This is a genomic window from Microcoleus sp. D2_18a_D3 (assembly GCF_036702455.1).
GTDB lineage: Bacteria > Cyanobacteriota > Cyanobacteriia > Cyanobacteriales > Microcoleaceae > Microcoleus.
Map to the genome: position 1 here is coordinate 54,679 of NZ_JAUBTK010000001.1, position 15,058 is coordinate 69,736.

At 47.6% G+C, this 15,058-nt stretch carries 9 protein-coding genes; all 9 read left to right on the forward strand.

Annotated elements, in window-relative coordinates:
• Positions 1-97: 97 nt before the first annotated feature.
• Entirely contained in the window at positions 98-3,169 is a 3,072-nt protein-coding gene (gene polA, locus QUB06_RS00335) for a DNA polymerase I (protein WP_333433735.1), read from the forward strand.
• An 11-nt stretch (positions 3,170-3,180) separates the two neighbouring features.
• Positions 3,181-3,753: a thermonuclease family protein gene (locus tag QUB06_RS00340; protein ID WP_333433736.1), complete on the forward strand. Its 573-nt coding sequence runs from the start codon at positions 3,181-3,183 to the stop codon at positions 3,751-3,753.
• 46 nt (positions 3,754-3,799) lie between these two features.
• Positions 3,800-4,798, forward strand: a complete 999-nt coding sequence (locus QUB06_RS00345) for a hypothetical protein (RefSeq protein WP_333433737.1) — start codon at positions 3,800-3,802, stop codon at positions 4,796-4,798.
• A gap of 188 nt (positions 4,799-4,986) precedes the next feature.
• Positions 4,987-5,508 carry a hypothetical protein gene (locus tag QUB06_RS00350; protein WP_333433738.1) on the forward strand — a complete coding sequence of 174 codons (522 nt, stop codon included), beginning with the start codon at positions 4,987-4,989 and terminating at the stop codon, positions 5,506-5,508.
• Between the two features lie 708 nt (positions 5,509-6,216).
• Positions 6,217-7,932 carry an ATP-binding protein gene (locus QUB06_RS00355; RefSeq protein WP_333433739.1) on the forward strand — a complete coding sequence of 572 codons (1,716 nt, stop codon included), beginning with the start codon at positions 6,217-6,219 and terminating at the stop codon, positions 7,930-7,932.
• A 529-nt stretch (positions 7,933-8,461) separates the two neighbouring features.
• Entirely contained in the window at positions 8,462-10,195 is a 1,734-nt protein-coding gene (locus QUB06_RS00360) for a calcium-binding protein (RefSeq protein ID WP_333433740.1), read from the forward strand.
• A 517-nt stretch (positions 10,196-10,712) separates the two neighbouring features.
• On the forward strand, positions 10,713-12,446 hold the full coding sequence (locus QUB06_RS00365) for a calcium-binding protein (RefSeq protein ID WP_333433741.1): 1,734 nt from the start codon (positions 10,713-10,715) through the stop codon (positions 12,444-12,446).
• A gap of 386 nt (positions 12,447-12,832) precedes the next feature.
• Positions 12,833-14,551 (forward strand): calcium-binding protein, encoded by a 1,719-nt coding sequence (locus QUB06_RS00370; RefSeq protein ID WP_333433742.1) that lies wholly within the window; start codon positions 12,833-12,835, stop codon positions 14,549-14,551.
• A gap of 45 nt (positions 14,552-14,596) precedes the next feature.
• On the forward strand, positions 14,597-14,836 hold the full coding sequence (locus QUB06_RS00375) for a hypothetical protein (protein WP_333433743.1): 240 nt from the start codon (positions 14,597-14,599) through the stop codon (positions 14,834-14,836).
• Positions 14,837-15,058: the final 222 nt, after the last annotated feature.

Here is a 15,058-nt window from a genome sequence, read left to right on the forward strand (position 1 = left end):
GAGATCCGATCGAGTGTCAAGCGTCCTCAAGTCTGCGGGCCATCCTTCCGGTCGATCAATGCCGACTGACAACTGAGTACAATGAGAAAATCCTTTCGTGCGATCGGTAACTGTGTCTGTGTCGGAAAATCAAGCTCCCATCTTCATCTTAGTTGACGGTCACTCCCTGGCCTTTCGCTCCTACTTCGCCTTTGCCAAAAGTCGAGACGGAGGCTTGCGAACTACGACAGGCATTCCCACCAGCGTCTGTTTTGGCTTTCTCAAGTCGCTGCTGGAAGTAATGGCAGCCCACGACCCCCAGTACATGGCGATCGCCTTTGACCTCGCCACACCCACATTTCGCCACGAAGCAGACGACACCTACAAAGCGGGTCGTGCCGAAACACCGGAAGATTTTAAGCCGGATATCAAAAACCTGCAAGAACTCCTCACCTATTTGAATTTACCTGCAATAACTGCTCCGGGCTACGAGGCAGACGATGTTTTGGGAACTTTGGCAAACAAAGCCAGCGCGGCGGGTTATCAGGTCAAAATCCTCACGGGCGATCGCGATTTGTTTCAATTAGTAGAAACCGACAAACAAATCAGCGTATTATATTTGAGTACCGATGAGCTCAGGCGATCGGGCAAAGGCAAATCCCAAGAATACGGCCCGGAAGCAGTCAAAGAAAAACTCGGTATTTTGCCAGAACAAGTAGTAGATTACAAAGCTTTGTGCGGCGACAAATCCGACAACATCCCCGGAGTTAAAGGCATCGGCGACAAAACCGCCCTGCAATTGCTGGAAGCTTACAATTCCCTGGATGGAATTTATGCAGCCATCGATGAGATTAAAGGCGCAACTAAGAAAAAGCTAGAAGAAGGCAAAGAAGCTGCTTACCATTCTCAACGCATGGCGACAATTGTCCAAGACGTGCCATTAGAAATCAACTTAGAAGATTGCCAGCTTATAGGTTTTGACGAATCCGCCTTGATTCCGATGCTGGAAAAGTTGGAATTTAAAACATTTTTAAGCAAAGTTAAACAAATTCAAAAGCGTTTTGGTGGCCCTGAACAGCCATTAGAAAAGGGCAGGCAAGATGCCCACCCCACAATCAATTCAATGGAGAGTGGAACAGGCATCTTGGCTGTTGCCGACTGTGCAACAGGCATCTTGCCTGTTGCAAAGGGCGGGCAAGATGCCCACCCCACAATAGATAAGTCACCTCAAACTTCTGAAATTTCAGAAGATGAAGATGACACATTTTACAGTTTGGCAGACACCCTAGCCGCCCAGCAGGAAAACAAATTACCCATTAAACCCCGAATAATTCAAACAACCGAACAGTTAAACGAATTAGTCGAACTGCTGCAAACCTGCACCGACAAAGCCTCACCCGTTGCGTGGGATACCGAAACCACCGCCATCGAACCGCGAGACGCCGAATTAGTCGGAATTGGCTGCTGTTGGGGAACCGATGAAGAGGATGTCGCTTACATTCCCACGGGACACAAAACCGGCACAAACTTGGACAAAGCCACAGTTTTAAATGCTTTGCGTCCGATTTTGGAAAGCGAGAATTATCCTAAAGCGCTGCAAAATGCTAAGTTTGATCGATCGATCCTGCGTTGTCAAGGAATTAAACTAGCAGGAGTCGTCTTCGATACCATGCTAGCCAGTTACGTACTCAATCCCGAAACCAGCCACAGCCTCAGCGAATTGTCAAGGAAATACTTAGGCATTGTCGCCAAAAGTTACAATGAATTAGTACCCAAAAACAAAACAATTGCTGACATCAGTATTCCGGCGGTAGCCGACTACTGCGGCATGGATGTTCACACCACATTTGGGTTAGTAAATAAACTTAGAGCAGAATTGAAAGAAGCTGATAAATCTAGCTTTCCCGGAAAAACTTTGGATGGGTTGTTGCTGGAAGTAGAACAGCCCCTAGAACCAGTTTTAGCAGAAATGGAATATTGCGGAATTCGCATTGATTCAGCATATCTGCAAGAACTATCGCAACAGCTAGAAAAGAGCTTAAAAGAAATAGAAGAAAAAACTTATCAAGCAGCCGGGAGAAAGTTTAATTTAGGTTCCCCGAAACAACTCAGCGAAATATTGTTAGAAAAAATCCCGGATGAATTTGAGAAAAAGTCTCGCAAAACTAAGACGGGATACTCTACAGACGCGGCTGTTTTGGATAAATTGCAAGGAGACCACCCGATTGTAGACGATTTATTAGAACACCGAACATTATCCAAGTTGAAATCAACTTATGTCGATGCTTTGCCGCAGTTAGTGCGTGCGGATACCGGGCGAGTGCATACAGATTTCAACCAAACTGCAACGGGCACGGGAAGGCTTTCTTCTTCCAATCCAAATTTACAAAATATTCCCATCCGCACCGAGTTTTCGCGGCAAATTCGCAAAGCTTTTTTACCGGAGTCAGGTTGGCTGATGGTGTCGGCTGACTATTCTCAAATAGAACTGCGAATTTTAGCTCATTTGAGTCAAGAACCTGTGTTAATTGAAGCTTATCAAAATAATCGAGATGTGCATACCGTGACGGCTCAACTTTTGTTTGAAAAGGAAGAAATAACTCCCGACGAGCGCAGGTTTGGCAAAACGATTAATTTTGGAGTAGTTTATGGTATGGGGGCGATCAAGTTTGGGCGATCGATGGGCAAGACTTCCAAAGATGGCAAGGAGTTTATTGCTAAATTTAACGCTCGCTATAGTAAAGTTTTTGAATATTTGGAGAAAGTAAAAAAAGAGGCGATCGCCCTCGGATACGTCACCACAATTCTAGGCCGCCGCCGCTATTTAAAATTCGAGAGCGAAAGCCTCCTGGACTTAAAAGGCCGCAATCCCCAAGACATTCACTCCGATAGACTTAAATCTGTCAGCAGAGATGACGCCCAATCTTTGCGGGCCGCAGCCAACGCTCCGATTCAAGGCTCTAGTGCTGATATCATTAAACTTGCCATGATTGAAGTACACAAAATTTTGCAAAACTATCAGGCGCGGCTGCTGCTGCAAGTTCACGACGAATTAATCTTTGAAGTACCTCCCGATGAATGGGAAGAATTGCAGCCGAAAATTAGAACGGCGATGGAAAATGCTCTGCCACTTAGCGTACCGCTGATAGTTGACATCCACGCTGGGCAAAATTGGATGGAAACTAAATAAAACACAGAACGATGAGCCAAACTAAAATCGCCATTTTCCCACAAATAAAAACCTTAAGTGCAGTTGCTCTGCTATTGCTACTATTCGGGTGTCCACAAAAGTTAGCGCCCAACAACTATGCTGTCAAGCGAGTCAGCGACGGCGACACCCTTGTCGCCAGTGATGCCGCCGGGAAAGATATAAAAGTGCGTTTTGCCTGTGTAGATGCACCGGAAGTCGCGCACACAAATGCTGAAAAAAATAGCAAAGCAGCAGCAAAAAAAAATCAATTTAAGTGGGGAAACCTAGCCCACCAAAGAATGCAGCAGCTAGTCAAACAAGGGGGCGGTCGCGTTGTTTTGACCGTCACCGATAGTGACCGCTACGGTCGCAAAGTTAGCGAAGTTCGCTTGCCAAACGGTACATTTGCCCAAGAAGTTTTGACCCGCGAAGGATTAGCAATGGTTTACCGTCCTTACTTGAAAAATTGTCCGAGTGCAAGTATTCTGGAACAAGCGGAAGCCGAAGCTAAGAAAAATCGCCGCGGCGTTTGGGGAGATTCTAAGTTTGTTCCCGCGTGGAAATTTAGACAGAACGGCAAATGAGCGAAATTTTGATTTTCTGGTAATTGTTCTTTATCTAAGAATCCCCATGTTAGAAATCACCGTAAAAAACAACGCTATCTGTTTCGGTAAACACTTCTCCCTGAATTTTGAACGCACTTTGCGGATACCCGACGACGGTAAAACCTATCCCTTACCGCCGGGATTAGGCAAGTTTCCAGTCTGCAAAGTTGATGACTACATTTCTACAGTACCTGAAACTTGGAAAGAACACGGGGGCGTGTTTATTCCCATGTATCAACGGGAAGCTTTGTGGATTTATTTTAGAGGCGTTGATTGGCGGCCCAATGCTGTTAAAATTGCTGTTGGTAAAATCAATGCCGTTTCAGGCAAACCTTGGCAGCAAAAACTGCAAGCTGATGACCAAGATTATGTCATTTGTCCCGATCAACCCTGGTTAGATGGTATCAATGCTGGTGAAGGTTACATCCGCCAATTTGTTGCTATGCCTCTCGGTATGGGTTACACTGTCGAAGGACAAGTAACTGGTAAAGAAGAATTTGGCGGCATTCAAATCATTGTATTCGATCCGAAACCAGGGTTATTTCCAGAAGAACCGCCGCCCTCAAAATTACTGAGAGGTAGAGGCTTTAGTGATTTTGCACCTATGGCTTGTGCCACATTTGGTAGTGCGGAAATGGGATTAGCAGCAGGTGGTAAAATGAAACAAGAAATTTATCCCGATAGTTACGGTATCAACACCTGGGACGAGACAAATTTCGCCAGAGTTTACGTCCACATTGTTAATAGCATGATGTATCGGGAAATCACTGGTAAAGAACCGCCAAACACGCCCATTACTGCCAAAAGTTACAATCAATACGGTCTTCCTTGGTTCGACCTTTACGACGAACAAAAAGGATCTGTCGCACCCTCAAGTATCCTTTCTCAAGTCAAGTCTGTGAAAGAGATGGACGAAAATCAGGGATTTGCACCGCAGCAAGACGATACATCTGTTGACATTCCTCAAGCACAAATTAAAAAGCTCAAAGTCGATCCCGATGGAGTCAGAGATGGCAATTGGTAGTCTACTAGCAGAATCTCGATTGTATATAGGGACAATTAATCAATTGCCTTTGTAAATAGACAGTGCTGCATCAGGCCTGCTAAATTAGACACTACCTGTCGCAGTAAGGCGCGCCGAGACGTACCCTACCGATAGATTCTTTGTGCAAATCCAATCAATTAGCAAAAAATTAACCTTAAGGGACATCAATGAATTTCAAACATCTGGTTATTTCCGGCATGGCTCTGCTCCTCGGTACTGCAATCGTAGGAAATGCTATTGCTCAAGAACTGACCAACGACCAAAAAACGGTTGTTTGTCGCTTGAAAACAGAAGTTGACCAGCGGAAAGGCAACGGTCAAAAATTAGTATTTGTGCCGTTGCTGGGCCAAGTTCGCAAGCAAGTTTCATCTCCTTTTAGAGCAACGCTGCATCCTAATGTGGAGTATGTTTTTGTTGCCACTTGCGACGGAAATTGCCAGGATTTAAACTTATCTCTCAAGGATGCCAGCGGTCAGGAAATCGCTGTGAGTCAAAAAACAGGCGAACTGGCGTCAATCTCTTTTACTCCCCCATCCCAAGGCGAATATCAAATCAGTGCTAAGCCTGGGGAATGCACGACGGCGGAGGGTTGCAGTTACGGCCTGGGAATCTTCGTTCCAGCAAGTGCTAGCGTACCTAATGCTTCAAGAATTCCTGCTGATATAGCACAATTTCGACTTTGCCAGTAGGGGAACAGCGATCGAGTTGTGGGTTGCGAGTAGAGTAGAGTTTTCAATCAGAAATCTAACTCATAACTTGCAACTTATAACTCGCGACTTATATCGCAACCACGCCCGACGGTGAGTAGGTTCTTAATGACTTGAATTATCTGAAACCATGCCTTTGACCACCAATTTCAAAGGTGGTACCCGCCACGTGATTTATCCGTGGAATCAATCCAAAATCGAAAATCGAAAATCAGAAGAGCCCCCGCATTTATCCGTGGGGTCGCCTCTAAAATCTAAAATCTAAAATCTAAAATCGATTGACCGAAAGCATCCAGGATACAAGCCCCCGGATTCATCCGTGGGGTCAAGGCTTCAATCTAAAATCTAAAATCTAAAATCTAAAATCTAAAATCGATTGACTGGTTCTTCCTTCTTGCTTTTTTTTACTCTGAGTGGCTTGCCCAGCCCTTCGACTTAGCTCAGGAACCGTGACTTGCCCGATCGCATTGCCGAAGGGAAAAGAGCCGAAGGCAGCCGAAGAGCGTTATTCCTTCTGCTATAATTTGTTACGCATAACTCCTCCCAACTCTCAAGCCGATCGAGCTGGGGAACCCTGCAAAGGCCCAATAACTGCCGAAAGCTGGCTTGAAGCCAGAACTTTATTTACCCTCGGGCAGGCATCAATTAGAATATAGATGGTGCCTCTCAAAGGTGACGAGTACATTGCCCATGTCTTTAACCTTAGCTTTGAAAAATCAACTGCAGAACCGTCCTCAAATAGGGTTGAAAAGTCTGTTGGGCCGCTTAGGTATCAGGCAGAAAATCGGCTGCGGATACGCCTTGGTCATTAGTATTGCCGTTTTGGGTGCTGTGGCGGGACGGGGAGTAGAATCCTATCACAAACAGCAAGTTAGAGAAAAACTAGCGCTCGACCGAGATAAAGCGGAAATCCTGACAAACCTCAACAACACGGTGCAGGAAGTCAGAATTCAGCAGCAAGAGCTCGCCAGTCTGACTGCCCAACCGCAAATTTTCGATCGCCAACGATCGGAATTCCTGACTCGCGTTGCTCAGATGAGCGGCATCCTCGAACAACTGCAAACCCTACCGCCGACGAAGAATGCCGAGGTTGCCAAAGACTACCAACAGCTTCAACAGTTCGCTCAAGCCAACGGCAAAACCGTAGAATCATACTTTCAACAAGTACAAAAATTGTTGGCTGCTGCCAAATTATCTGCTTTGAATCCGCAACAGCAGCAGGCTTTGGGGCGGAACTTGAACAATTTTGTGGCTGGCGAAACTGCTTTGAAACTCAAACAGTTTTCCGAGGATTCAGCCCAACTGGCCGTCAACTTTCGCGAGAAAGCAGACGAGGCATTGAGAACCTACGAAAATGCCGAAAAACTCGGAACTCTCATTCTCGTTTGCTCTCTCTTGATATCAGGTGCGATCGCAGCAATTCTAGCAGCATACACCAGCGGGGCGATCGCTCGCTCCTTAGAAGCCACCACCCTCATCGCTCAGCGAGTGACAGAAGAATCTAACTTTGACCTGCAAGTACCCGTCACTACTTCCGACGAAGTGGGAAGGCTAGCAATTTCCCTCAACGAACTCATCCAAAGAGTAGCCGAATACACAGAAGAATTGCACGAAGCAAAAGTAGCAGCCGAAGCGGCCAACCGCTCGAAAAGTGCATTTCTCGCCAACATGAGCCACGAACTACGCACCCCCCTCAACGCCATCATTAACTACAGCGAAATGCTGCAAGAAGATGCTCAAGATTCCGGTTCAGAAGACTTTCTCCCGGACTTAGAAAAAATTCAAACCGCAGGCAAACACCTGCTGGATATGATTAGCGACATCCTCGACATTTCCAAAATAGAAGCAGGTCACGTCACCCTTTATTTGGAAAACTTCGACGTGGCAACGATGATTGAAGAAGTGATGACTACTGCTCAACCGCTAGTAGAAAAAAAAGGCAATTCTTTAGCACTGAAAACCAAAGGCGAACTCGGCACAATGTACGCCGATCAACCGAAAGTGCGGCAAATTCTCCTCAATTTGCTCAGCAATGCTGCCAAGTTTACCGAAAAAGGCGTCATTACTATCGGCGTGGAAAGAATTAAAATTGAAAAATCTAGACCGGCGAAACAAAATAAAAATAATGATATTCAATCGGGTTCAAGCTACACTTCTCAAGTTGTAATGTTTCGAGTCAGCGACACCGGCATCGGCATGACAAACGAGCAATTAGAGCAGATATTTAAACCTTTTACCCAAGCTGATGCTTCGACTACCCGCAAGTATGGAGGCACAGGTTTGGGATTGACAATTAGCCAGCGTTTGTGTCAAATTCTCGGCGGCGAAATTAGCGTTGAAAGCGAAGACGGTAAGGGTTCAACTTTTATTGTCAGTCTCCCGGAACGGGTGGTGATGCAGGCATGAAGTCAATCGATTTTAGATTTTAGATTTTAGATTTTAGATTTTAGATTTTAGATTAAAGAATTGAAGCATTGACCCGACGGATAAATTCGGAGGCTAGTTTATGGGATACAGGTTTTTTATTTCTCCACGGATGAATCCGAGGGATTGTATCCTGGATGCTTTCGGTGAGGCAAGATATGGATTTTGACACGGATATACGGATTAATTATTCGAGCATTCGTCCATAGTCAGGAGGCAGATATTCAACGAAAAAGAAAGAGGGAGGAAGGAAGAGGGAAATTTTAAAATATATTGATATAGCAACCGCCAAGGCTGTTAGGGCATAAAGTGTAAATAGCCCCAATTGCCGTGCGATCGCAAAACCCATCTCTACAGTTGTACTCTTAAATATCAATACTTCGGACAGTTGTTGATTACTAACCGTAGGAGAAGGGTTTCAAGGCTCCAAGGCGATCGAGCTACCAACGGAAAATCGAAGGTTTCAGACTACGAAATAAAAACAGTTCGGACTATTGAAATATCAGGGTTTATGAATATTACTCGCGTCTCAGTTGACTCAGCAGGCAATCAGGCCAATCAAGGCCCATCGGTATTCTCCAATCCTTCCATTTCGTCCGACGGGCGGTTTGTGGCGTTTGGATCTCCAGCATCCAACCTCGTGCCGGGGGACACTAACGCTAGTAGTGATGTCTTTGTGCACGACACGCTAGCCAATACCACGACCAGTGTCTCAGTTGACTCAGCAGGCAATCAGGCGAACAATTACTCCTTCAGCCCCTCCGTCTCAGCCGACGGGCGGTTTGTGGCGTTTGAGTCTGGTGCCACAAACCTCGTACCGGGGGACACTAACAATACAAACGACATCTTCGTGCGGGACTTATTGACGAATACTACCACCCACGTCTCAGTTGACTCAGCAGGTAATCAGGGGAACAGCCGTTCCGGCTATGCCTCCATCTCAGGCGACGGGCGGTTTGTGGCGTTTGAGTCTGGTGCCACAAACCTCGTGCCGGGGGACACTAACAATAGCGGCCACATCTTCGTGCGAGACTTGTTGATGAATACCACCACCCACGTCTCAGTTGACTCAGCAGGCAATCAGGGGAACAAGTATTCCGGCAATCCCTCCATCTCACCCAACGGGCGGTTTGTGGCCTTTGGGTCTGATGCCACAAACCTCGTACCGGGGGACACTAACAATAGCAGCGACATCTTCGTGCGGGACTTGTTGACGAATACCACCACCCGCATCTCTGTTGACTCAGCAGGCAATCAAGCGAACAGGGAATTCTACGACCCCTCTATCTCACCCAGCGGGTCCTATGAACCCTCTATCTCAGCCGACGGGCGGTTTGTGGCATTTTGGTCTTTTGCCACAAACCTCGTGCCGGGGGACACTAACAATAACGCCGACATCTTCGTGCGCGACACGCTAGCCAATACCACCACCCGTGTCTCAGTTGACTCAGCAGGCAATCAGGCGAACAATTACTCCTTCGACATCTCCATCTCAGCCGACGGGCGGTTTGTGGCGTTTGGTTCTAGTGCCTCCAACCTCGTGCCGGGGGATACTAACAATAACGCCGACATCTTCGTGCGGGACTTGTTGACGAATACCACCACCCGCGTCTCTGTTGACTCAGCAGGCAATCAGGGGAACAACGGGTCCTTCGAGTCCTCCATCTCTGCAGATGGGCAGAGAGTAGCGTTTTCATCTGAGGCCAGTAACCTCGTACCGGGGGATACTAACTTTACTTTCAATAGCCGCCTCGATGTCTTTGTTTCTGACACCGGTAGCACTCCAGGCAATAACCCTCCTAATAACAACATCAACGGCAGTCCCGACAACGACATCCTGTTTGGTACCAGCGGCAACGACATCATCAACGGTGTGGAAGGGAATGACGTACTTATGGGTTTACGAGGCAACGATATGCTTGTCGGGGGCGACGGCAGCGATGTCCTGAATGGTGGCAAAGGTTTTGACACCCTCAACGGCGGTTTAGGAAACGATATTCTAGTCGGCGGTGGGGGCAACGATGTTTTTGTTTTAGGTGTCGGATTGGGAGTTGATACGATCGTTAATTTCGTCAAGTCTCAAGATACCGTGCAATTAATCAATGGCTTGACCTTCGGACAGCTATCAATTTCGCCGGGAACTGACGGCACATTAATTACAGTAGCCAGCAGCGGTGAAGTTTTAGCTTCTTTGATAGGTGTTGCTCCTACTCTCATTGGTGCTGAAGATTTTATCTCGGCCTAGAGTTTGAGATTTACCGCCTAGTCTTACCCCGCACTTTAAGGTGATCACTTTAGAATGCAGGGGTTAAAACAACACCGACTAGAATCGCCGGACAAATAGAACAAAACCTAAAAGCACTCTCAACTATAGCTGTTTTACGCTTCATTAATTTGTTTAGAAAATAGCTTGGGAGGCTGGCGACAAAGTACATCAAACAATGTTTTTGCGTCCTCAGCCTCACACTGTTACTGCGTAAGGGTCTTGGGAATATTCTATGAGCAACACAAATTTAAATTTTAAGAAAAATATAACAACCTCCAAAGCGAGTAGGGCATAAAGTATAAATAGCTACAATTGCCGTGCGATCGCAAAACCCATCTCTACAGTTGTAGTCTTAAATATCAATACTTCGGACAGTTTTTGATTACCAGCCGTAGAGTAAGGGTTTCAAGGCTCCAAGGCGATCGAGCTACCAACTAAAAATCGAGGGTTTCAGACTACGAAATAAAACATCCAGACTATTGAAATATCAGGGCTTATGAATATTACTCGCGTCTCTGTAGACTCAGCAGGCAATCAGGGCAATCAAGGCCCATTCTCCTTCACCTCTCCTTCCATTTCGCCCGACGGGCGGTTTGTGGCGTTTTATTCTTATGCCACCAACCTCGTGCCGGGGGATACTAACAATTACCGCGACATCTTCCTGCGGGACACGCTCACCAATACCATCACCCGCGTCTCAGTTGACTCAGCAGGCAATCAGGCGAACAATGACTCCTTCAGCCCCTCCATCTCAACCGACGGGAGGTTTGTGGCGTTTCATTCAGATGCCACCAACCTCGTGCCGGGGGATACTAACGAAACCTACGACATCTTCGTGCGGGACACGCTTACCAATACGACCACCCGCGTCTCTGTAGACTCAGCAGGCAATCAGGCGGACAATGAGCTGTACAAGGGTTCCGGCTTCCCCTCCATCTCAGCCGACGGGAGGTTTGTGGCGTTTTATTCAGCTTCCGCCGACTTCGTGCCGGGGGATACTAACGAAACCTACGACATCTTCGTGCGGGACACGCTTACCAATACCACCACCCGCGTCTCTGTAGACTCAGCAGGCAATCAGGGGAACGATACCTCCGTAGACCCCATCTCAACCAGCGGGTCTTTAAGCCCCTCAATCTCAGCCGACGGGCGGTTTGTCGCGTTTCAATCATATTCCTCCAACCTCGTGCCGGGGGATACCAACGAAAAGACAGACATCTTCGTGCGGGACACGCTCACCAATACCACCACCCGCGTCTCTGTAGATTCAGCAGGCAATCAGGGAAACAGTGGCTCCGATGATCCCTCCATCTCAGCCGACGGGAGGTTTGTGGCGTTTGAATCTAGCGCCTCCAACCTCGTGCCGGGGGATACTAACAGTACCCCTGACATCTTCGTGCGGGACACGCTCACCAATACCACCACCCGCGTCTCTGTAGATTCAGCAGGCAATCAGGCAAACGATAGCTCTTTCTACGGCCTGTCCATCTCGGCCAACGGGCGGTTTGTAGCGTTTCGTTCTTTTGCCTCCAACCTCGTGCCGGGGGACACTAACAATTACGGCGACATCTTCGTGCGCGATACGCTCACCAATACCACCACCCGCGTGTCAGTAGATGCCGCAGGCAATCAGGGAAACAATGAGTCCTATGACCCCTCCATCTCTGCAGATGGGCACAGAGTAGCGTTTGATTCTGCTGCCTCCAACCTCGTGCCGGGGGATACTAACAATACCTTCGATGTCTTTGTTTCTGACACCGGCACCACTTCAGGCAATAACCCTCCTGATAACAACATCAATGGCACGGACGGCAACGACATCCTGTTTGGCACCAGCGGCAACGATATCATCAACGGTGTGGAAGGGAATGACGTACTCACCGGTTTGCGCGGCAACGATATCCTTGTCGGGGGCGACGGCAGCGATATCCTGAATGGCGGCAAAGGTTTTGACGCTCTCAACGGCGGTTTGGGAAATGATATTCTAGTCGGCGGCGCGGGCAATGATGTCTTTGTTTTAGGTGCCGGATTGGGAGTTGATACGATCGTTAATTTCGTCAAGTCTCAAGATACCGTGCAATTAATCAATGGCTTGACCTTCGGACAGCTATCAATTTCGCCGGGAACTGACGGCACATTAATTACAGTAGCCAGCAGCGGTGAAGTTTTAGCTTCTTTGATAGGTGTTGCTCCCAATCTCATCGGTTCTGAAGATTTTATCTCGGTCTAGAGTTTGAGTTTTCCCGCTTAGTCTCACCCTGCAACCCTATAGAGATTGAAACATTCATAAAAAGGTAGATATCAGTATTTGGTTGAAGGGTAGTTTTCTTGCCTAACCCTTACCCAGTATACGTTTTACTGATTTAACTATAATGTTTGTAGTTATAGCAACCGCCAAGGCGGTTAGGGCATAAATTGTAAATAGCCCCATTTGCCGTGCGATCGCAAAACCCATCTCCAAAGTTCTACTCTTAAATATTAATACTTCGGACAGTTTTTGATTACCAGCCGTAGAGTAAGGGTTTCAAGGCTCCAAGGCGATCGAGCTACCAACGGAAAATCGAGGGTTTCAGACTACGAAATAAAAACATCCAGACTATTGAAATATCAGGGCTTATGAATATTACTCGCGTCTCAGTTGACTCAACAGGCAATCAGGGCAATGAAGGCCGATTGCTATCCTCCTATCCTTCCATTTCGTCCGACGGGCGGTTTGTGGCGTTTGGATCTCGAGCATCCAACCTCGTGCCGGGGGACACTAACGCTAGCGGTGATGTCTTTGTGCGCGACACGCTAGCCAATACCACTACCCGTGTCTCAGTTGACTCAGTAGGCAATCAGGGGAACAACATTTCCACCGCTCCCTCTATCTCAGCCAACGGGCGGTTTGTGGCATTTTCATCTGAGGCCACAAACCTCGTACCGGGGGACACTAACAATACCAACGACATCTTCGTGCGGGACTCGTTGACAGATACCACCACCCGCGTCTCAGTTGACTCAGCAGGCAATCAGGGGAACAAGTATTCCGGCAATAATCCATCCATCTCAGCCGACGGGCGGTTTGTGGCATTTTACTCTGCGGCCCCAAACCTCGTACTTGGGGACACTAACGATAGGAGCGACATCTTCGTGCGGGACTTGTTGACGAATACCACCACTCGCGTCTCAGTTGACTCAGCAGGTAATCAGGGGAACAAGTATTCCGGCCATCCCTCCATCTCAGCCAACGGGCGGTTTGTGGCATTTGAGTCTGAGGCCACAAACCTCGTACCGGGGGACACTAACAATAACAGCGACATCTTCGTGCGGGACTTGTTGACGAATACCACCACTCGCGTCTCAGTTGACTCAGCAGGCAATCAAACGAAGGGGTTCTACAACTCCTTCGAGCCCATCGGCTCCTTTGACCCCTCCATCTCAGCCGACGGGCGGTTGGTGGCATTTTACTCTTCGACCGCAGACCTTGTGCCGGGGGACACTGGTAATAACGTGGACATCTTTGTGCGCGACACGCTAGCCAATACCACCACCCGTGTCTCTGTTGACTCAGCAGGCAATCAGGGGAACAATTACTCCTTCAGCCCCTCCATCTCAGCCGACGGGCGGTTTGTGGCATTTCATTCAGAGGCTTCCAACCTCGTGTCGGGGGATACTAACAAGCGGTTCGACATCTTCGTGCGGGACTTGTTGACGAATACCACCACCCGTGTATCTGTTGACTCAGCAGGCAATCAGGGGAATAACGGGTCCTTCAGCCCCTCCATCTCTGCAGATGGGCAGAGAGTAGCGTTTTCATCTGATGCCACTAACCTCGTACCGGGAGATACTAACAATATCTCCGATGTCTTTGTTTCTGACATCGGCAACACTCCAGGCAATAACCCTCCTAATAACAACATCAACGGCACGGACGGCAACGACAACCTGACTGGCACCAGCGGCAACGATATCATCAACGGTGTGGAAGGGAACGACGTACTTACCGGTTTGCGAGGCAACGATATCCTTGTCGGGGGGGACGGCAGCGATATCCTGAATGGCGGCAAAGGTTTTGACACCCTCAACGGCGGTTTGGGAAACGATATTCTAGTCGGCGGTTTGGGAAACGATGTATTTGTTTTAGGTGCGGGATTGGGAGTTGATACAATCTCTGATTTCGCCAACTCTCAAGATACCGTGCAATTAATCAATGGCTTGACCTTCGGACAGCTATCAATTTCGCCGGGAACTGACGGCACATTAATTACAGTAGCCAGCAGCGGTGAAGTTTTAGCTTCTTTGATAGGTGTTGCTCCCAATCTCATCGGTTCTGAAGATTTCATCTCGGTCTAGAGATAGTAAAGTGGTCATTTGTGAAATCACTTTTACTCAGGGAACATGATTAAAATTGGCAAACAATTCTTGGCATTAATAGGCACAGTTATTGCAGTTTTGCAACCTATTTTTACCGCTTGCTTCACAATAAAGCAACAGCGAACTGAGCAAAATTCAATTTTTCTGAGAAGCCCAAAAATGGTTGTTGCCGATCGAGAAACAGTTTCTGCGATCGGCAACAACCCCGCCAATCTGTCTTGTCCAAACCTCCGCCGCCCCTTTTACCATCGTTGGAGCGTGTAATCGAACAGTTTTTGAAATATTGTTGACTGTTGACTGTGAGTCAAAAAAATGAAAATTGCGCGAATTATTTGTTGGCAGCTTGATTCGACTTTACGCCCGACGAGGAAACGCGGATTTGATATCAATTATCAAAATAAAGAATAATTAACAACCCGATCGCGACTGACGCACAGACTCTATCTGTAGGTGCACTGCGTGTAGCTTACAGATAGGGGTTCTGCG